We start from the raw sequence: 21,064 nt of genomic DNA, 5'->3' as shown, positions 1-21,064 counted from the left end.
CAGCTTACTCTTTTAAGAGCAAGCTGTGTGTTGTACTACTTATTTCGGTTGTTTTAGTAATTCTTTAATATTCGACACAATTATTGATAAATCTTCTACTGTCATATTTGGATGAATTGGTAATGTTAAAGCTTTTTCGTACCACTTTTCAGCAATTGGGCATACTCCGCGTTTATACCCCAACTGCTGATAATATGGGTGCCAATAGACAGGAATATAATGTACATGAACGCCTATATTTAAAGTTCTCATTTGTTCAAACACAAACTTACGCGATATTCCCTCAAGCTGAACCATATACAAATGCCAGCCGGAATTAGTTCCCTCTAGCTGCTGTGGAACGATAATTCCTTCTATATCTTGAAATGCCTCCGTATAAAATGCAGCAATTTCACGACGTTGTTGGATAAACGTATCAATTTTTTTAATTTGAGATAAACCAAGTGCTGCTTGTAAATCCGTCATTCGATAATTATAGCCAAGGTCAGTCATTTCATAATACCAACCTCCTTGATCAACTGAAAAGTCAGTTTGTTCAATACCATGACTACGGAATAATTGTAATTTACGATAATATTCCTCATTATTCGTTACAATAATACCGCCTTCAGCTGTCGTTATTGGCTTAACGGGATGGAAGCTAAACATTGTCATATCTGCCTGTGTACCAACTTTTTCTCCTTTATATTCAGCACCAAGAGAATGAGCACCGTCTTCGATGACAACTAGGTTATGTTCACGTGCGATGTCCATGATAGCATCCATATCTGCTGGTTGACCTGTAAAATCAACTGGGATAATTGCCTTTGTATTTGGTGTTATCTTTTTTCTTATCTCTTCAGGATTAATATTGTAAGTCTTTGCATCAATATCTGCAAAGACAACCGTTCCTCCCAAATAACGCACACAGTTAGCACTAGCCGCAAATGTAATCGGTGAAGTTATTACCTCATCTCCTTCATGTATACCTGCTGCATAACAAGCTGCGTGAAGTGCCGCTGTTCCGTTACAAAAAGCAACTGCATATTGAGCGCCAACATAATTGGCTATCACCTGTTCAAACTGTTCAATTTTTGGACCCTGAGTTAAATAAGGCGAGCGTAATGTTTCTATAACGATCTGTATGTCATCCTCATCAATAGATTGACGACCATAGGAAAGAAATTTAGGCAATTTTTTCATAACTATTCCTCATTTCTCAAAGCAGAAATAACAGGAGGATCGATTCTTGGTATTTTTCCGTCTAATAACTGATCTACAATATCATTATTATATTGATTATAAACAAAACGTAGATGCTGAGGCATCCAATCATTACCTATCCATAGTTTCCCGTTTGCTTTTTGTGGATGATATTCTACTTGGTCAAGAGTTGTTGTAGTTAGAATTGTAGATAAATCCTTAGCAACTTGAACGACCGCTTTACAAGCAACATCATGAAGCTTATCACCATAATCTAGATTCGGAACTGATTGATGGACAATATCTCCTGCATCTAATCGTGCTGATAATCTGTGAATTGTCATACCTGCCCAATTTGGTCGTAACATAAAGAATGGCCAAAATAGTGTAGTGTTTCCCTTATACCAAGGTGATAATCCACCATGAATATTCCATGAATGCTTTGGTAAAACATTTAACAACTCGTCAGATAACTTATGTACTCCATAACTGATAGCTATATCAAATGATTGTGAAGCAATCCACTTAATTGTTTCCTCACTATTTAACTGTGTTAAAGACACATTTAAAGTTGGAATCTCATGTTGTACTTTTTCGTGTCCTACAAATTGGCGCTGTTCGGCTTCATCTCTATCTGCAAAATGTCGAATAAAATTCAGGCGATCAATTTCTTCTAGATTGGCTGGTGGTTGAGGGACAAACGCTTCTCGGACTTCCATAACATGAGCAGCTACTATACCTAATTCAGCTAGTTTATTCACTACATATAAATGTCTCGGATGTGATCCTGTTAGTAATAATACTCTCACTAAAATAACCCCTTCTCCTCGTAAAATGGACCTTCAAGTAATTGATGTTCTTTTAATATATCAATTGAAGTTTTATAATCTTCTAGTGGATAATTTTTTATTAGATCTAATAATCTGTGCTTACCATCAGAATAACTTAGTAAAGTTAAAATCTGATTTAATTGTTGTCGATTATCAATGTTTGTATTATTCGATCTTCCACGTAAAGCTGGAGCATTAATATCAGGATATAAATTATATTTTCCCAATTTAGGTTCACCATAGGGTTTTTTATTGACATAATAACCATTTAATTCTTGTAACTTTAAAATATTTTCTATTTCATTAACACTATCTAAAAGTGCTTCTATTGACATCGATTCCTTAGTATCAAGCGAATTATGATAACCAGGATATGTCCCGTAAGTCATTTTTGCAAATTGCCCAACAGGTAAATTAAACCCAGGCGAACAAAATTGTCTTTCATCCGATCCATTTAGCGGACTAAATGGTCTAATAAGTAAATTTGGATTCTCTTTACTATTTAAATATTGCAGTAAAAGATTTAATGGTGATTCATTATTACGGGAAGCTTTATAACTTAGCTTCTTCTCTTTTCCCCCTAGACATGTTAATACCACTCCAGAATACATATTCTCCTTTAAATGTTGTCCGTATTTTGATAAATATGCAATAGATCCAATTGTTTCAGGTAAAAAAACAAATCGATAAGTTAGCTCTCTATTTTCCCATTGTTTAAGGCGATTATATAAAAAGGCTGCAACAATTGGTCCACTTAATTCGTTATTAGCCATAGAAGGATGACAAATATATGTACTAATTAAAACTTCTTTTTTTGATTTTCCAGGCAATATAGCTTGAGCAAAATTCAATTCTCCATCCACTTTTTCACTATCGATATAAACATGATAGTTTCCTTGAGGAAGAGTATCTAATTGATTTTGACTCATGCAAAAACCCCAACGTTCCTTATAATAGGAGATAACATAAGGCACAGCTTCTGGTAAATGGGGAATCGTATGAACATGTTGCTTTAATTCCTCAAGGGAAAGCCACATATCTATAGGTTCACTATAATTTACAACATGTAAATTTAAATCCTTTATATCAATGATTGTCTCACCATGCTCATCCTTAATCCAAGCTTCCCGTATAACCCACTCTTTTGGAATTTCCCAATCAAATACTTCTGTACCTGTTGGAATTCCTTCCATTTCAAGTGGAATATATTCTTGTAGGATACGAATTGTTTCTCGAACACCTACTCCTGTAATACTACGCATAATTGGAAAAAGTCGATCAAACAATTCGTCCATTTCTTTTAATTCATTCACAGTAATAACTCCCAACTTAAAGGTGTTCCCTTCTTCACATCTTGCTTAACAGTCTTTCCAAGTACTAAATCATAGTATTTTGTTGGCAGACCCAAACCTGGTCGAACATTTCTAAGATTTTCTTTTGTTAAAACGTCGCCTGCTTTTAAGTCTTCCCCTATATATAATGAACGTCGGAATTTAGTTGAGTCCTTTTCAGCTTCTGTTGGACCATACTGAACCTGCCCTAAGCTTTGCCATGCTCTTTCAGTTTCCTCTACAAGCATTTTTAACTCATGTGGCTCCATTGAAAATGCAGAATCCACTCCCCCATCAGCACGAGAGGTAGTAAAATGCTTTTCAATAACTGTTGCCCCAAGAGTTACGGCAGCAACCGATACACCAACACCCATCGTATGATCTGATAAACCAATTTCAGTACCAAACAACTCTCGCATATGAGGTATAGTAGCTAAATTAGAGTTTGCTGGTGTAGCAGGGTAGGTACTTGTACATTTTAATAAAATAATTTGATGATTTCCTTCAGCTCTTGCAGCTCGAACTGCTTCGTCTAGCTCTGCTGCTGTTGCCATACCAGTAGAAATAATAATTGGTTTACCAGTGCGAGCAGCTTTTCGAATTAACGGTATATCCACATTTTCAAATGATGCAATTTTATAAGCAGGTACATCAAGAGTTTCTAGAAAGTCGACTGCCGTTTCGTCAAATGGAGAGCTAAAAGCAAGTAATCCTAACTCTTTCGCCTTATTAAAAATCTCTTGATGCCATTCCCATGGTGTATATGCCTCTTTATATAAATTGTACAAAGAGTTACCTTTCCAAATATTCACATTATCCTGAATAAAAAACTCTCCTGTATGTACATCTAGCGTAATCGTATCTGGAGTGTATGTTTGTAACTTTAATGCATCAACCCCCGCCTCAGCGGCAAGTTCAACTAAGTGTAATGCACGTTCCAATGATTGGTTATGATTGCCTGACATTTCTGCAATAATAAACGGTTTTGTTTGGCGACCAATCTCTTTATGCCCTATTTTTATCATTTCATCAACTCCATTATTTTGTACATCCAAGCATTTGGTTGCTTGTTTGCAGTTAAAGCAAGCCCCTTAGCCCCCATTTCATTAACTGTAAGGGTACTTAGCAAACTCTTATATGTATCTTCGGCCACTTGCTCATGCCAACCTAAATTGTTCACAACACTAAGCTTCTCTGCGTACTCAGTTGTTTCTCGTTGATTTTCTGCTACAATTGTTGCACTTGAAGGGAGCCCAACATAGCATCGTTCCCACATCGTTGCTCCTCCAGTACCAATGGCAAAATCAGCTTGTTGCATGAGCATTGCCATATAGTCAATTTGACAATGAAAATGATACCCACGCTTGTTACAGATAGATTCGATTTGTACTTTTGACGGATTGCCATGACCAACAACGATATCGACATGCTCAAAAATAAAATAATCAAGAGCCTGTAATACTTTCATTGTTTCATTTGTTGGATCGCTTCCTCCCATAAAGACAAGTAAACGCTTCACTATATCCCCGCGTTCCCTTGGCTGTTGACGTACTTTAATAAATTCATCTCTTACAATTAAATACTGCGGTCCTAATAACTTTATACAATGTTCAGGTACAAGCACGTCATAGCGTGTAGCATAATTTGGTACAATATTTTGATCCAACACTACATCACATTCATGTGAACGGGCCAAATCATCTATCACAAAAATTTTTTGTGCATACTTTCGAATCGCTTGTTCCCATTCTTTATCAAGTGCATAATGATCAATAATATAGAGATCAGCGTAATCAGCTTCTTCCAAATTGTCAAAGCCTTCTTGTGCCACAAAGTTTATTATATTTCCGGGTAAAGGCTCCATCCAAAATGTCACTTGACAGCCTGCTTCACGGAATTTCTTAGCAATAGTTAGGCAACGCATCACGTGACCGCTACCAATTTCAATTGAAGCATCTGCTCGAATTATGACTTTCACTTATATCACCGGCTTTTGCTCAATATGGGAATTCAAATTAGCTACTTCGGGATGATTATTTAAGTATTGTATGACATCTACACTCGACACAAGTGGGTTGTTGAAATGCTTTGCTACATTATAAATAAGTGCATAATCTTCTTCTGTGTCTAATGTAATCCTTAATTTAGGCGCATTACGATTGGTAGGTGCTTTATAGATTACTGCCTCAAATTCATTTGCAAATTCATAGGCATAGTACGTTACATGCTCGCGATGCCTTTCTTCCTTACCTGCTATATTAATATGCAATAGTGCCTGATAAGAAATTAGTTCTACCGCAAGTCCGCGTGGCTGTTCTCCATCAATAAGAACAATATCCTTATTCTCGTTTGTCATCAATTCAACGATATCACTTGCCATTTCGTAATCAACAAATGGACAATCAGACGTTACACGCATAACATAGTCTGGCTCGTACTCCTTTGCACAATCTACAAAACGGGATAGGACGTCATTTTCTGAACCTCGGAAGCATCGAATATTATTTTCTAAACACCAAGTTGCAATCGCATCATCTTGAGGCATTGAAGTCGTTGCAACAATTACTTCATGCACACCTTTGATTTGTGAACAGCGCTTTGTAACATACATCAGTACATTCGAATCTCCTACAGGTTTTAATATCTTTCCTCTAAGTCGAGTAGAACCTATTCTAGCTTGAATAATAACAATTGTTTTCAAAAAATCACATCCTAAGTTTACATAGAAATCTTCTACCTAAATCGTTCCATTATCGACATGCACTACTGTTCCTGTAATAGACTTAGCTTGATCTGAGAGTAAAAAAAGTACTGTACTTGCTACACTCGAAACATCCGTTTCCTTTTTTAAAGAGGTTCTTTGATAAATACGTGCCTTTTGATCATCTGTCAATGTCGAACTCATTGATGTTTCCATAAAACCTGGTACAACACAATTAGAACGAATTCCTTTGCTTCCCCATTCTCTAGCCGTATTTTTTGAAAATGCCTCTATTGCTCCCTTTGATGCTGCGTACATGCTCAAACCTTTATATCCTGTATGAGCACTGATTGAGGAAATATGCACGATTGAACCCTGTGTTTTATGCAATAACATATCTCTGATTGCATATTTTGATAGATGCATTGCTGAAAATACGTTCACTTGGAACATTTGCTGCAATTGTTGCACATTTAAATTAGAAACAATGTCGTCATAAGCCATTGCTGAATTATTAACAAGCCCATGAATTGGACCTATTTTACGAATCTTATCCATGTACAACTGCTTAATTCCATCTACATCTGTTAAATCATAAGAAAGTGCCCTGAAACGATCTGGGTATTTTGCTAACAGTTCATCTGCTGCTTCTATGCTTGAACGACTAATACCTATTACACCAAAATCTGTTTCAGATAGGATTTGTTGAACAATCTCTCTTCCGACACCTCTTGAATCACCTGTTACAATAATCCATTTCATTTTCTAACCTTCTTTCCAGTTCGTGTAATCAGTAGCTCATCCACGAACTTAATAATGCGCGGTACTTTCCATGCCTGTAAATGAGTTGTAGCAAATTGCTTTAATTCTTTTTTTAACTCTTTTTCATCCAATTCCTCACACTTAATTACATCTGCAACAAGCATTTCTCCCGTCACACTATTTTTTTTCGACTTCACTACAACATCTATAATACCTGGTACTTGCATAAGTAGATTTTCAACCTCAATTGGATTTACTTTGTAGCCCCCTACATTGATCATATCCGATTGGCGCGATTGAAATTTAAAATGTGTTTCATCAATGGTTTCAACAGAATCCCCTGTATGAAACCACTCATTTTCTAATGAGTGTGACTGTCCAAGTAAAGAACGATGTATACACAATTCCCTCTGTTCAGTAATCTTTACAAATTGCTTATATTCTGGTCTAATTTCAAAAACATCACTTTTTGCCGCGAACAAACTTCCAGCCTCAGTAGATGCATATACATTAGTTATTTTTGAATTAGGAAAAGCATGCTTGATTTTCTCTTCTAAAAGCAAATCGAATTTTTCCCCACCAAATGTAACTCTTTCCATTGTTGGATATGTAGTTCCCTGTAGATATGGAAGGATATTACGATAAAATGTTGCCGTTGCTGAAATATGTGTGATTTGATACGTTTCCATCAATATTTTTATATTACTCATCGACTTACCAAACATATAAACTAATGGATTTTGATTAAGAAATGCTTGGAAAAAAACTTGTATACCAGCCATATGTGTAGGGTTATATGCAAATGCCCAAATACAATGTTCGAACTTTGCATGTACCTTTACATTTCTCGTCAGTGTATCGAAAGTATGGCCCATCTTTTTAGGACGTCCTGTTGTACCAGATGTATAGAGTGTTAGCATCCATTGATCTTTTTTGTATATTCTCCGTATCACTTCATCCATATTTTGAAAATGAAGACGCTCATGTTTCGGTACTTTAGTTGTTAATAGATTTGTATCTACACCTAGTTCACTAATCTCTTGCTCCGAAAAATCACCGTCTAATATTTCAAGTGGATAATTATAAAGCAAGCTATGGATAATCCCTAAAAAAACCTCATACGGATGGTTGTCTTTCACATATAAATATGAATATCCTGCTTCCTTACTGTTCAAGTCCATTAACAATTGTCCATATGTATAAACTGTGTCATTATATACTAAAAAAATCTTATCCATATTATTTACCTTCAATTTTAGCTATAATTTCACCAACTGTTTGAACGATGCCGTCTTCAAAAATATCCACATTAAACTCACTTTCAATTCGAACTGTTAATTCTGCCAACATTAAAGAATCTAATACAAGATCATCTCGTAAATCCATTGAGTCCTCTAACATCTCAAGTGGCGCATTCCCATCTTCTTCTCGCATTTCATTAATGATTAATAATAATTGGTCCATTGCTCATTCTCCATTCTAAAATTTCACTCTTCAAATTCGCCTATATATTTCTGATATTTATTTAATTGTAGCCAATCTTCTTTTAATAGCTCTAATAAATTCAAATCCCTGTATGAACCATTTTTTAAAATATGATCTTTATACATTCCTACCAGTCGATAGCCATGAAATAAATTCAACTTGAGGACATTATCATTCCCTTCCATTACTTCCGCAGTAATTTTATGGAAGTTATATTTCGGAAATATGTAATTATAAAAATATGGTGGAATAATACCTCCGTATAATCGATATTTTTCCTCACCGATATAAAAGCCCCAGCTTGTTCTTTTATTCAAATGATCAATATTATTTAATGAAATTACGCCTACTGATTCTCCCTTTATTTCAATAATCCAATAAGCATCGGATTCAGAATTTGAAATTCTTCTAAACCACTCTCTCTGTTTATCCATGTCTTTTTCAATATCTGTGTTCATGAATTTAGTGACATCTTCCTTTGTTCTCCATTCCAGAACTTGTTCAAGATGCTTTTCCCTAAGTTTAACAAAACGAATCATTAGAACCTCCATCACACATATTCTAAATCTAATCATGATATATCTATATTATCGGTTGTAAGTGCTTTTTTTCCATGTTTCCTTCAAAACAAAAACGACCTTCATAAATAATTGAACGTCGCTTGAATAAATATTTTAAGATACTACTAAATACATGTATATCATACTTAATAATTTTCTAGCGTGTATAACACTATCTATAGCTATTAATAACACTAATTATTTTAAACGTTTCTTCCTCAGTTTGTACCGATGAAATAGGTAGACTTATAATAGTGCGATGAATTTCTTCTGATATTGGATAATTAATATTATTCCATTCACTATAAGCAATTTGTTTATGCGGAGGAATTGGATAATGAATAATTGTTTGAATTCCATGTTCTAATAAAAACCTTTGAAATTCTTCTCGTTTTTCAGTACATACTGTAAAGACATGCCAAACATGTTGTTCTTGAGGTACTAGTAACCTTGGTAAAGCAATTTGTTTATTTCGTATATTTTCTAGGTATAAATTAGCTATCTTGCGACGTTTATCATTTTCAACATCTAAATACGGCAATTTCACTCTAAGTAGAGCCGCCTGCATTTCATCTAAACGATGATTATATCCTTTATATACATTCTCATACTTTTTATAAGAGCCATAGTTACGTAACGATCTTAGCTTTTCTGCTAATAAATCATCATTTGTTGTGATAGCCCCTGCATCACCTAAAGCCCCAAGATTTTTACCAGGATAAAAACTAAAGCCCGCAGCATCACCTAAATTACCTGTTCGTTTACCATCGTAAATTGCTCCATGCGCTTGTGCTGCATCTTCTATGACTTTTAAATTATATTTTTTTGCAATTTCTAAAATAGGTTTCATCTCGGCAATTAAGCCATATAAATGTACTACTAAAATTGCTTTAGTATCCTTTGTGATTTTAGTTTCAATTAAATTATGATCTATATTATAGGTTTCTATATCTGGTTCTACTAATATTGGTGTTGCCCCTACCTCTGAAATTGCTAATATAGATGCAATATATGTATTAGAGGGAACAATTACTTCATCTCCTACTCCAATTTCAAATCCCTTTAATATCAATTTTAATGCATCTAAACCATTACTCACTCCAATACAATGCTTATTTCCGCAATATGCGGCAAATTCTGTTTCAAACTCCCCTACCTCAGTACCTGAAATATACCAACCACTATTTATTACACGACTAGCCGCTTCTTCTAATTCTTTAGTATATTGGTTATTTATTTTTTTTAAATCGAGAAATGGAATCATCTTATTTACTCCTTCTGCTCAATCAATGACCGTTGATAAATCCTTGCCACAACTCTCACAAAACTTTCGCTCATTCAACTTTTTTCCACAGGTGCAAACGAACCCCTTAAATGTAGCTGGATTGCCGTACCATAATGTATAAGGAGGTACATCCTTTGTTAATACTGCTCCAGCACCAATCATTGCATGTTTACCAATCTTATTACCTGCAACAATTGTCGAATTAGCACCAATAGATGCAAAGTCCTCAATCACTATTTGTGCAAATTTTGATGGATAAACCTTTGAACGGGGATTTAAGTCATTTGTAAAAACAACGCTTGGACCAATAAATACATTGTTGCCAATACGGGCACCATCCCAAATATGTACACCGGATTTTATAGTTACATTATTTCCTATAACAACGTCATTTTCAATTAGTGTATGATCATTAATATTACAATTTTCTCCAATTTCAGCACCTGGAAACACATGTGTATAAGCCCATATTTTAGTATTAGAACCTATATTTCTGGTCTCCACTATAGATTTCTCATGTTTAAAATAATTCTTTTCAATAATATTATCCTTTAAATAAGTCTTAAACTCTTCATAATTTCTTAAATAATCATCCTCACTATATAACTCGCTAGCTAATACCATTAAAACACAATCTTTACTAAAATCGTACATTTCACGCCAAATAGTTTTATCTACAAAAAGTCCTTTATTTGGCTTATCCAATACATATTCTGATCTAATATTACCATTATCTAGAATTACTTTACATGATCCACTTACACAAATTAATACTTGTTGGAGGTCTTTATGTGCATGGAATCCTCTAGGCAACTGTGTATCAGTGTCATAAATATAATACACCCGCTTTATTCTAAACGGTATGTTTTTCATTTCTTCTAAACTTACAAGTGATCCTCTCGCGTCGCCGATTTCTGAAAATTCTATATACCTCTCTTGCATATTAAATCCCACCTTGGATATATTTATCAATATACCATTCGATTGTTTTCAAAATTCCCGTTTCAAAAGTTTCTTCAGCCCTCCAATTTAATTCTTTTTCAAGCTTACTCACATCAATCGCATATCTAAAATCATGACCATATCTATCTTCTACAAACTTTATTTGTTCTTTATAGCTTTTGTCTTTTGACCTTATCTTATCTAGATAATTACATATAATAATTGCTATTTCTAAATTCGTTTTCTCATTTTTTCCACCAATTAAGTATGTATCCCCGGATTTTCCCTCGTGAAAAATAACATCAATTGCTTTACAATGATCCTCAACAAACAACCAGTCTCTTATATTTTCACCCGAACCATATATCGGCAAAATATTTCCGTTTAATGCATTACGTATTAATGTAGGAATAAATTTTTCATCATGCTGTTTTGGGCCATAGTTATTCGAACAATTTGTAGTAACAACATTTAATCCAAAAGTGTGAAAATAGCTTCTTACCATCAAATCTGATGAAGCTTTACTTGCACTGTATGGACTATTAGGTGCATATGGAGTTTCCTCAGTAAACAATCCACTTTTACCTAATGTTCCATATACTTCATCTGTTGACACATGTAGAAAACGAGAATTAACATAACCCTCTTTATTATTAAAAGGACCTACTTGCCAATGATTACGGGCAGACTCTAATAAATTTATTGTTCCAAGAACATTCGTTTCCACAAATACTACTGGATTATTTATCGAATTATCAACATGAGACTCCGCTGCAAAATGAATTACATGATTTATATCAAATTCTTCAAATAAATTGTTAACAAATTTACTATCTCTAATATCCCCCTGCACAAACTTATAATTTTCTATATTAGCTACTTCTGAGTTATTACAAATATTCCCTGCGTAACTTAATGCATCTAGATTCACTATATTATATTTACTATGTTTATTTAAAAAATAGTGGATATAATTAGAACCAATGAAACCAGCGCCACCAGTTATTAGTATTGTTTCCATTACCTATATCACCTCATTGAATTCCATGAAAATTGCTTAGGTTCATTTGCAATATCAATTAAGTATTGTCCGTAATTTGATTTTTTTAAAGGCTCTGCAAGTGCTAATAATTGTTCTTGATTAATGTAACCCATTCTATATGCAATTTCTTCTATACAGGCAACTTTAAAACCTTGCCTTTTTTCAATTGTCTCAATAAACAAAGAAGCTTCCAGCAAAGAATCATGTGTTCCAGTATCTAACCAAGCAAATCCACGCCCAAGCAACTCTACTTTTAACTCTTTTTGTTCTAAATATTTTTTATTTATATCTGTAATCTCTAATTCTCCGCGTAAAGAGGGTTTAATTCCTTTGGCAATTTCCACCACTTTATTATCATAAAAGTATAGTCCTGTAACTGCAAAATCAGATTTAGGATTTTCAGGTTTTTCTTCAATCGATTTTGCATTTAAGTTTTTATCAAATTCCACTACACCAAATCTTTCAGGATCTTTTACACGATATCCAAAAACTGTAGCACCATCCGTTCTTTTGGCTACATTTTGTAGAATCGGTGTAAATCCTTGCCCAAAAAATATATTATCACCTAATACAAGTGCGACATTACTTTCGCCAATAAAATCTTCTCCAATTATAAAAGCTTGAGCAAGCCCATCAGGCTTTTCTTGTTCTCTATAGCTGAGTGAAATTCCTAATTCACTTCCACTTCCTAATAGTTGTTTAAACATTGGTATATCAGATGGAGTAGAGATCACAAGAATATCCTTAATCCCTGCTAGCATTAAAACCGAAAGGGGATAGTAAATCATCGGTTTATCAAAAACTGGTAACAGTTGTTTAGAAATAGTACGGGTTAATGGATATAATCTTGTACCACTCCCTCCAGCCAAAATAATTCCTTTCACTTTTTACACATCCTTCATAAATAGTTTTTATTGAAAATCTAAACCCTTTTTAAATCCAAGTGCTTCTAATTCTTTTCCGATTTCCTCATTAAAACTACTTAAGATTAATATAAAAACATTGGATTCCTCTTTTAAATACCCAGGTGATTTAACTTCAAAGCTATTCCATTGACCAACTCTATTAGAATCAATAAAATAGTCAAACGTTAAGTCAGGATATTTAAAAATAAAACTTTCTGCAAAATCACCTGTTCCCCATCCAACTAATTTTTTATTTTTAGCAAGAACTTTAAGGCTTTCTATTTCAATATCGAACCAATATTTTTTAGGCTTTGGATTTAATTGTTCCAATCTTTTCTTTTCAAAATAAGTAGCTAATGTTTCTAATTCTTTTTCACTTAACGATAAATGGTTATTCACAATAAACTTTTTATATAAATCTGCTATGCCGCCAATTATAATATCTTTATTTCTACCAGAATTCCCACTATGAATCCTATGTAAAATCAATGGTTCATCTATAAAGCCAATTTCATAAGTTCTGGAAATTCTCAACATCAAATCAACATCTTCAAACTTTATGTCTTCGTCAAAGCCACCTATATCTCTTAATACACTTGTTTTATAGACGAAACTTGGTGATGGTAGATCGAAAACATTGTATAATAAAAATGAATTAATATTTCCTTGATTAAACGGTATAACCTCAGAAAATAATAAACCTTTATTATATTCCTTTTTATCGATAAAAGCAGTATTTATATGCATTCCATTTGTATATGAGCATGCATATGCATTCTTTTCTAAAAAATACACTTGTTTTTCTAGGTAATTTTTATACATTAAGTCATCTGATGGTAAGATGCAAAAATACTTCCCTTTAGATAGTTGTAAGCCAATGTTCATTGTTTTACAAATACCGACATTCGATTGTTGAATAAATTTAACTGATTCTATACTTTCAGCTAATTTTGGCATAAAATTTTTAATTATTTCTACAGAATTATCCTTCGAACCATCATCTATAATTATTACTTCAATGTTTTTATATGTTTGTTCACATAGACTTTGAAGTGTTTCAACAATATAATCTGAATGGTTATAGGATGGTATTAATACCGAAACTAATGGATTCATTCATTTACCCTCTTATTACAATTCTTTTAAAATATATTCATAAATTCTATCTGTAGGTCTTAATTTTTTATTTAACATCATGTATTTTTCAACCATTTGCATTCTCTCTTTATATTTATAATCGTCTCTTCTGAATAATGTTTCATGAATTTGTAATCTTATATCTGAACCAACATCCACCTTGTAGCATGATTCAATAATTTCTTCTCCTACCTGATTCAACTTTAAATCGCCTTTTTTCTGTAGGAAAACAATTGACTTCCCTGAAGGCATATATTCAGCAATAAAGGAATTACTATCAAGTAAAAGACCATCAGATAATTTAAATAAATTTACGTAATCATGTCCCTCATAAAATTCTACATTTTCTAAATTTCTAAACAAATTAAAGATTTTGTCTGCCCTTTCTCTTCCATAGTTATGAGCTAACTGTGGATATAGTAATGGGTGTGGCTTAAAGATCCAAAAGTATTTTTTATTTTCTTTAATTAGTTCTAAGATTTCCTTATATATATTGTTAAAATTCCCGTACCAACCAATTCCACGATCTGTTTTTGGGCTTACTGTCCAATGTGGTGCATAAATGTAAAGTTTTTCAAATTTGGCTGTGTCATATTTTCTTAAATTTTCTGCAAAGTTTGTTTCCTTGAAATAATAATCGTCAAATTTCGGGTAACCTAAATTCACAAAATTACTCACTGTTATTCCAAGCTCTTCTTCTGCAATTTTAGTATGTGCATCAGTTTCTATAAATACTTTCCAAGCCTTCGTAAAAATCGGTTTTTTATAAAACTCCATTGTATGAACTAGTAAATAGCAGTAATGAATATATGCCGTCTTGTATACTCTTGAGGCGTTTTGAGGTTGCCAATCTTCCTGCAAATAGTATCCATCATATGGATCACAATAAATAACTAAATCCGGATTAATATTTTTTAACTCCACCCATTCTTCTGTTTCTTGATTATAACCCGAAACATAATTTAAATTATTATCCTTAGCAAATTGAATTGACGGCTCAAAGTCATGTGTGAGTTGGTGCATTTTCTTTTTTGTAAGTTTTTCTTGAGGAATTTCGTCTTTATAAATTGCCCAAATATGATTGATTGTTTCACCACATAAAAATACTACAGGCTCATATTCAGGATTTTCTTCAAACTTTTTGTATAAATTATTATAAATATTCCAAAATACAGGTCTTGTTAACATAAATACAATTTTCTTCATGACTATTCTTCCTTTATAGTTATTTACATATAATCCTTGTCTCTTTCAAAGCCATTATTATCAAGCCATTTTACAATTTCCTCTTTATAACTACTTGCGATTAAAATAAAATAATCTTTTTCTAATTGAAGTAATGCTTGTGAACTTATTACTTTTTTATTTAAAAAAGTTTGTCTTTTAGGTAAACTCTCTATAAATAATGAAACTTCTAGTTTACTTGATTGAGAATCTAGTAAATCTTTTGCATATGTGCCAGTTCCCCACACATACAATTTCTTATTGTTTACAAAATCTTTAAAGTTTTCCGTCTTGATAAATTGATTTTTTTTATATTTACCCTCTAGTATTTCTATATCTTTACTTAAGTTATGAATTAACTTATGTTTTTCTTCTTCACTATAATCTGGATCTAACGAATACTTTTCAATAATTTGCTTAAGCCCTTTGATTATTATGTCTGGATTCCTTCCAGAGTTGGTATTGTGTAATCTTCGATAAAACAATTTCTCGTTTATACATCCCATTTTGTTATATTTAGAGATTCGTAAAAACATATCTACATCTTCAAATTTTAAAGTCTCATCAAATAAGCCTATTTCCTCAAAAATACTTGCTCTATAAATAAAAGAAGGTGTTGGAAGATTTAAATAATTATCCAACATAAACCATCTTAAATCTCCACTCTTGAAAGTAAATAGTTCTGAAAAAACATTCCCCTTACTGTAATCATGAATATCTAATTCACTACTATTTAGGTTAATCCCATCTGTATATGAACATGAATAATCTTTATTTTCTTCAAGATAACAAATTTGTTTGCAAACAAAATTTTCAGAAAAAACATCATCAGAAGGACAAATAAAAATATATTTGCCTTCTGATAATTGAATTCCATTATTAAAAGTTTTACATATCCCTTGATTTTTCTGTGATTTCACAATAACTTTACTAAATCTATCAACAAGCTTTTGCTCATAATCTTGGATAACTAAAAGGGTATTATCACTAGATCCATCATCAATCACAATTAGTTCCATATTTTCATATGTTTGGTTAATTAAACTTTCAAAAGTTTTTACAATATAATTTCCATGATTATATGCAGGTATAACTACGCTTACTAATGGTTTAGTCATCTTTTCACCATCCAGTTTTCAAAATCAATGTCACTAAATTGGACAATGCTATTTGCTATTCTAGTAGTAGATTCTAAGGATACTTCTATTTCCTTTAAAACCTCATCTGTAATTTTATAGCTTTCAAGGTCTAACGAAATATTTAATTCCTTATATAAGGCTATCAGTTCCTGCACTGGATTTGCACTTTCGGGAAAGATGCTATATAAACTATTCTTTACACCATCTTTTAGTAAAGCAGCTTCAAAAATAGCTGGTAGAGTAATACTCGCTGCAATGCCATGTGGAATTCCCTTATGCAGTGTCATATAATAGGACATCGCATGTGCAATAGCTGTTTGAGTATTTGAAAACGCTAAACCAGATTTATATGATGCTAACAGCATTTTCTCTCTCAGCTCAATATTTGTTAAATCCTTAATCAACTTCGGTAGGTTTTCTAATATCATTTTCGCTGCACTAACCGCGTATAATTCAGATATAGGATTCGCATTCTTATTCCAAATAGCTTCTAAACTATGTGAAAGTGCATCTAGTCCTGTTTGAATTGTCAACTCTTTCGGTATGGTCACATGTAGTTCTGAATCTAGAATTGCACTTTCACAATACAAATTTGAATGCGCAATCGAATATTTCTTTTTATTCACATCATCCCAAATTGTTCCCCACGATGTAACTTCACTACCTGTTCCTGCAGTAGTTGGGATTGCAATAATAGGTTTAGTTTGAAACTCTAAACCTTCAAAGCCTTCTAAAATTACCTTTTTAATATCTATTTGTTTTGTCTCATTAAACACTGAAAAAGCTTTAGCAATATCTATAACACTGCCTCCACCTAGCGCAATAATCACTTCAAACTCATCATAATTTAACTGTTCTCTAAACATTAAAACTTGTTTAAGCGTTGGATTGGGTTGTATATTAGAAATAATATTAATAATACTCGGATTTGTATTCAATAAATGCTTAACTAGTCCTCTATTAACGAAACCACTTGATGTTACTAAAAGTGCCTTTCTACCTTTAAGAAATCGCGGAAGAAACTTCAAACTCCCTGCACCAAATTCTATTTTCACTGGATTGTCATATTGAATCATCTCATCTAAACATCCTTTGCGCTTCATCATAGTCTTCTAAAAAGTCAATTTCCATCCAATTTTCACCATGAATTGAGTAGCATCGAATCTGCTCTCCGTCACGTGCAATATTTGAGAAAGCATAAGTGTCATAAACATTTAACTTCTCATGGACTAAAACTTCTTCTATGTATTCATAGACCATTTTAGGGTTTTGAATAACCGCAAGTCCAATCCATTCCCCTGCACTTTCTGATTGAGCAATTTCTTTACTGGATTCAATTAACATTAGCTCTTTATTTACTTTCACTTTCATTGCTTCTTCATCAGTTTCTTTGAAATCAACGGCTAAGTGAATTTGAGCAGAATTATTATTCGCGTCCTCTAAAAATCTCTTGATTAAAGTTTCAGTAATAACAACATCACCATGTAAATATATGAACGGCTCAGCTTCTACCGCATGTTTTGCCAAATATAAAGAACCCATATTATTACAATGTCTATAAAAAGGGTTGTAGATAAATGTTGCTGTATCTCCAACTTCATTTTCAATTTTTTTATTTAAATATCCTGTAACAACGATCACTTCTTCAATTCCCATTTTTTTCAAAAGTTTAATATTACGAGAAATAATTGGTTCATTATTAATTTTCAATAAACATTTAGGCTTATCTAATGTTAAAGGATATAATCGGCTTGATAATCCAGCTGCTACAATAACTGCTTTTTTTAACAACTTATTCTCCCCCAATATTTATCATTAATCGTTGCTTTACTTCAACTGGTGTCAATGTAGGTCTACCTAAATTTTCCTTAATCCCTTTTGCTGTTTTTATATATCCAAAAGTAAGTTGCTGCTGTTCTCCCCAACTTTTCAAGGACTTATTTAATTCCTTTATTCCTGTTAACTGTACTACTTTTGGATATCCAGCACCTGTAGCTATATCTAAAAAATCAATATTTCCTGATACTGTTTTTTGCCCACCAGTAGACTCATGTAAAGCATTGTCTAATAATAAGTGATATAAATTGGCGGGTGCGTAATATGCATTAGTTGCTAATGAACCCATTCTCATTAAAAGTGATCCATCGCCATCAATTGCTACCACTTTTTTATCAGGCCTAGCTAATGCAAGACCCAAAGCAACTGAACTAATACATCCCATCGATCCTACCATATAAAATTGATTATCTACATGACCTAATTCAAATAATTCTCGACCTGTTACTCCAGTAGTCGCCAATAATAATGTGTCCTCATCCGCAATAAATTTTAATTCTTTTAATACTTCAATTCTTTTAGGAAGTTGAGAGACGATAGCATTACTACGTTGAACATTTTCTTTAGTATTTGAAATAGTTTCGCCTTGATCATTTAATTTTTCTTTTTCAAATGTATCTTTTTTTACGATAAAGAAAAATGATTTACCACTTTCAATTACTTCATTCGCTTTTGCTAATTGTTTCATTGCATCTTCGATATTATCAGATAAAACTTCATTTTCAATCTTCATCACATTTAATAAATCATCCGTAATTACACCCATTAGTTCATGCTGTGGCTCATCAGCAACACCCTTCTCACCACGTAGACTAACAAATCCCAAAACAGGAATCTCAAAAGTATAATTTAGAGAAGTCAGGGGAGATACTGCATTTGTTAAACCTGAGTTTTGGCAAAGAAAAATAGTTTTCCTTCCACCTAAATTAGCACCAGCACAAATTGCTACTGCATCACCTTCATTTGCAGCCATTACAAATTGATCATTATTGATTGCATAATTAATCATTGATTTTAAAAATGAACAAGGTACTCCACTATAAAAGTCAAATCCGTACTTCTCTAACTCTGAACCAAAGTCTGACATCTTTAACATATTAGAATTCACCTGCCTTTTGCAATTCAATGATATTATCTATATCCGTCCATGAACCCCTAATATATTTCACAGTAACATCTGTATTGGTAACAAGATGATTAAATAAATCACTTAATCTTAATTTTTTAATATCTTGATTTTTTGATAATTTGTTAATAGCTAACTTCACTTTTTCAAGTCCATTTTTATTAATTTTCCAGAGCCCAATAAACTCTCCATTAATATCATTAGTTGTTAGTTCTGAAGACATTCTTTGTAAGGATACTTCTTGTTCAAATTGTTTTTTATCGTATGGATTATTAGTTACTACATAGTCCTTATAACCTACTTCTATTTCTGTATCTGCATCAACTATAATCGTAATCTCATCTTTAGAATTTAATAATTCGTTTAATATGTAAGATTTAAATAATATATCTCCATACGAAATTACTGCTTCATTTTTCATATTTTCTAATGCAAGTGAAAGAGAATACAATTCTTTAGAGTATTCAAATTCTTCATTTTCAACAAAATTAATATTTTCTTGATTGAAATGTTGTTTTCCAAACCCACGAACAACAGTTATATCTTTTATCCCAACATCATTAAAACCACTAATTAAACGATTCACAATAGGCTTTCCATTTACAGGAAGCATCGCTTTTGGCAATTCTCTCGTTAGTTCACCAAAGTTTTCCCCTTTAGAAGCTGCTAAAATAATTGCTTGTATATCTTGGCCATATGTAGGCAAATATTTTTTTTCAGCTATTTTTAATTCGTCTGCACCTTGTAACTCAAAAACATGGCTTACTGAAGCTATATTCCCTTCTATATTCACCAAACTTTGGTCATCAAAAATTTGTTGTGTAGTTTTTTCCATTGATGCAATTGCCGAACGAATATTATGGTTAGCCCAAATAACAGTACTCACACCCCAATCCTTGAAATGTTCTGTTGGCGTAGAATAGTATTTTGTCGGAACGATAATCACTGGGTGCCTATTTTGCCAAACCTTCATAAAGGCCATGATTTCATTGGCATTAGACTTTTTACTGTGCATTAATATCGCATCCGCCCCTGCTTTTCTATAAGCTTCTGCACGTTTCAAAGCTTCATCTAGTCCCCAACCTGCAATAAATGCTTCAACTCGAGCAACAACAACAAAATCTGGATCGGTACATGCATCTTTTGCTGCCTTTATTTTTCCGCAGAATTCCTCTATATCAGCGAGAGGCTGTGATTCTCCTCCAATAAATGAATTCGTTTTTGGGAACAACTTGTCCTCGATACATACCCCCGCTATACCACGTTGCTCTAATTTTCTTACTAATCGTCGCATATTATTAAAATTACCATATCCAGTATCGCCATCTAATAAAATAGGGATATTTGTAGCGTCACTCATAAATTCAATTACTTCCAATACTTGTGTCCAGGAGGCCTCATTATTATCACGAACGCCTAAAGCAGCGGAAATAGACAATCCACTAGCCCAAATACCTTTGAAACCGGTATTTTCAACAATTTTCGCAGAAAGTCCATTGTGTGCTTCCATTAGAAACTCAAGATTATTTGAAGTTAGCATATTTTTTAGTAGTGTAGTTTTTTTCATATAAGTATTT

General features: G+C 32.9%; 21 protein-coding genes. All 21 read right to left on the bottom strand.

Annotation, left to right across the window (positions count from 1 at the left end; genetic code table 11):
* Positions 1-39: 39 nt before the first annotated feature.
* Positions 40-1,182, bottom strand: a complete 1,143-nt coding sequence (gene pseC, locus GJU32_RS10905; protein WP_155591984.1) for a UDP-4-amino-4,6-dideoxy-N-acetyl-beta-L-altrosamine transaminase — start codon at positions 1,180-1,182, stop codon at positions 40-42.
* A 2-nt stretch (positions 1,183-1,184) separates the two neighbouring features.
* Positions 1,185-1,991, bottom strand: a complete 807-nt coding sequence (locus tag GJU32_RS10900; RefSeq protein WP_155591983.1) for a formyltransferase family protein — start codon at positions 1,989-1,991, stop codon at positions 1,185-1,187.
* Positions 1,991-3,325, bottom strand: coding sequence for a DUF4910 domain-containing protein (locus GJU32_RS10895; RefSeq protein ID WP_230875014.1), 1,335 nt, complete (start codon positions 3,323-3,325; stop codon positions 1,991-1,993). Before GJU32_RS10895 ends, GJU32_RS10900 begins: the two co-directional genes overlap by 1 nt.
* Positions 3,322-4,368: a pseudaminic acid synthase gene (pseI, locus tag GJU32_RS10890; protein WP_155591982.1), complete on the bottom strand. Its 1,047-nt coding sequence runs from the start codon at positions 4,366-4,368 to the stop codon at positions 3,322-3,324. Before pseI ends, GJU32_RS10895 begins: the two co-directional genes overlap by 4 nt.
* Positions 4,365-5,321, bottom strand: a complete 957-nt coding sequence (pseG, locus tag GJU32_RS10885) for a UDP-2,4-diacetamido-2,4,6-trideoxy-beta-L-altropyranose hydrolase (protein ID WP_155591981.1) — start codon at positions 5,319-5,321, stop codon at positions 4,365-4,367. The genes pseI and pseG overlap by 4 nt, the downstream gene beginning before the upstream one ends.
* Entirely contained in the window at positions 5,322-6,044 is a 723-nt protein-coding gene (locus tag GJU32_RS10880) for a cytidylyltransferase domain-containing protein (RefSeq protein WP_155591980.1), read from the bottom strand.
* Between the two features lie 36 nt (positions 6,045-6,080).
* Entirely contained in the window at positions 6,081-6,806 is a 726-nt protein-coding gene (locus tag GJU32_RS10875; RefSeq protein WP_155591979.1) for an SDR family NAD(P)-dependent oxidoreductase, read from the bottom strand.
* Positions 6,803-8,044, bottom strand: a complete 1,242-nt coding sequence (locus GJU32_RS10870; RefSeq protein ID WP_155591978.1) for an ANL family adenylate-forming protein — start codon at positions 8,042-8,044, stop codon at positions 6,803-6,805. Before GJU32_RS10870 ends, GJU32_RS10875 begins: the two co-directional genes overlap by 4 nt.
* A gap of 1 nt (position 8,045) precedes the next feature.
* Positions 8,046-8,270 (bottom strand): acyl carrier protein, encoded by a 225-nt coding sequence (locus GJU32_RS10865; RefSeq protein WP_155591977.1) that lies wholly within the window; start codon positions 8,268-8,270, stop codon positions 8,046-8,048.
* 23 nt (positions 8,271-8,293) lie between these two features.
* Positions 8,294-8,830 (bottom strand): UDP-4-amino-4,6-dideoxy-N-acetyl-beta-L-altrosamine N-acetyltransferase, encoded by a 537-nt coding sequence (gene pseH, locus GJU32_RS10860; RefSeq protein ID WP_155591976.1) that lies wholly within the window; start codon positions 8,828-8,830, stop codon positions 8,294-8,296.
* A 193-nt stretch (positions 8,831-9,023) separates the two neighbouring features.
* Positions 9,024-10,115, bottom strand: coding sequence for a DegT/DnrJ/EryC1/StrS family aminotransferase (locus GJU32_RS10855; protein WP_155591975.1), 1,092 nt, complete (start codon positions 10,113-10,115; stop codon positions 9,024-9,026).
* A gap of 18 nt (positions 10,116-10,133) precedes the next feature.
* Positions 10,134-11,078 carry a WxcM-like domain-containing protein gene (locus GJU32_RS10850; RefSeq protein ID WP_155591974.1) on the bottom strand — a complete coding sequence of 315 codons (945 nt, stop codon included), beginning with the start codon at positions 11,076-11,078 and terminating at the stop codon, positions 10,134-10,136.
* A gap of 1 nt (position 11,079) precedes the next feature.
* The gene (gene rfbB, locus GJU32_RS10845; protein WP_155591973.1) at positions 11,080-12,099 is read right to left on the bottom strand and encodes a dTDP-glucose 4,6-dehydratase; all 1,020 of its coding nucleotides are present in this window, start codon (positions 12,097-12,099) and stop codon (positions 11,080-11,082) included.
* Positions 12,100-12,107: 8 nt separating this feature from the next.
* Positions 12,108-13,004: a glucose-1-phosphate thymidylyltransferase RfbA gene (gene rfbA / locus GJU32_RS10840; RefSeq protein WP_155591972.1), complete on the bottom strand. Its 897-nt coding sequence runs from the start codon at positions 13,002-13,004 to the stop codon at positions 12,108-12,110.
* 27 nt (positions 13,005-13,031) lie between these two features.
* Positions 13,032-14,141 carry a glycosyltransferase family 2 protein gene (locus tag GJU32_RS10835; RefSeq protein ID WP_155591971.1) on the bottom strand — a complete coding sequence of 370 codons (1,110 nt, stop codon included), beginning with the start codon at positions 14,139-14,141 and terminating at the stop codon, positions 13,032-13,034.
* Positions 14,142-14,156: 15 nt separating this feature from the next.
* Positions 14,157-15,368 carry a hypothetical protein gene (locus GJU32_RS10830; protein ID WP_155591970.1) on the bottom strand — a complete coding sequence of 404 codons (1,212 nt, stop codon included), beginning with the start codon at positions 15,366-15,368 and terminating at the stop codon, positions 14,157-14,159.
* A gap of 23 nt (positions 15,369-15,391) precedes the next feature.
* Entirely contained in the window at positions 15,392-16,504 is a 1,113-nt protein-coding gene (locus tag GJU32_RS10825) for a glycosyltransferase family 2 protein (RefSeq protein ID WP_155591969.1), read from the bottom strand.
* Positions 16,501-17,601 (bottom strand): phosphonoacetaldehyde reductase, encoded by a 1,101-nt coding sequence (locus GJU32_RS10820; RefSeq protein ID WP_196426663.1) that lies wholly within the window; start codon positions 17,599-17,601, stop codon positions 16,501-16,503. Before GJU32_RS10820 ends, GJU32_RS10825 begins: the two co-directional genes overlap by 4 nt.
* 1 nt (position 17,602) lies before the next feature.
* The gene (locus GJU32_RS10815) at positions 17,603-18,316 is read right to left on the bottom strand and encodes a phosphocholine cytidylyltransferase family protein (RefSeq protein WP_196426662.1); all 714 of its coding nucleotides are present in this window, start codon (positions 18,314-18,316) and stop codon (positions 17,603-17,605) included.
* A 1-nt stretch (position 18,317) separates the two neighbouring features.
* Complete coding sequence (gene aepY / locus GJU32_RS10810) at positions 18,318-19,457, bottom strand: phosphonopyruvate decarboxylase (RefSeq protein ID WP_155591966.1); 1,140 nt, start codon at positions 19,455-19,457, stop codon at positions 18,318-18,320.
* A 1-nt stretch (position 19,458) separates the two neighbouring features.
* On the bottom strand, positions 19,459-21,054 hold the full coding sequence (aepX, locus tag GJU32_RS10805) for a phosphoenolpyruvate mutase (RefSeq protein ID WP_155591965.1): 1,596 nt from the start codon (positions 21,052-21,054) through the stop codon (positions 19,459-19,461).
* Positions 21,055-21,064 lie beyond the last annotated feature (10 nt).

The organism is Lysinibacillus cavernae, assembly GCF_009724685.1.
In the GTDB taxonomy this organism is placed as follows: domain Bacteria; phylum Bacillota; class Bacilli; order Bacillales_A; family Planococcaceae; genus Lysinibacillus; species Lysinibacillus cavernae.
This window is presented reverse-complemented; position numbering and strand designations above follow the sequence as displayed.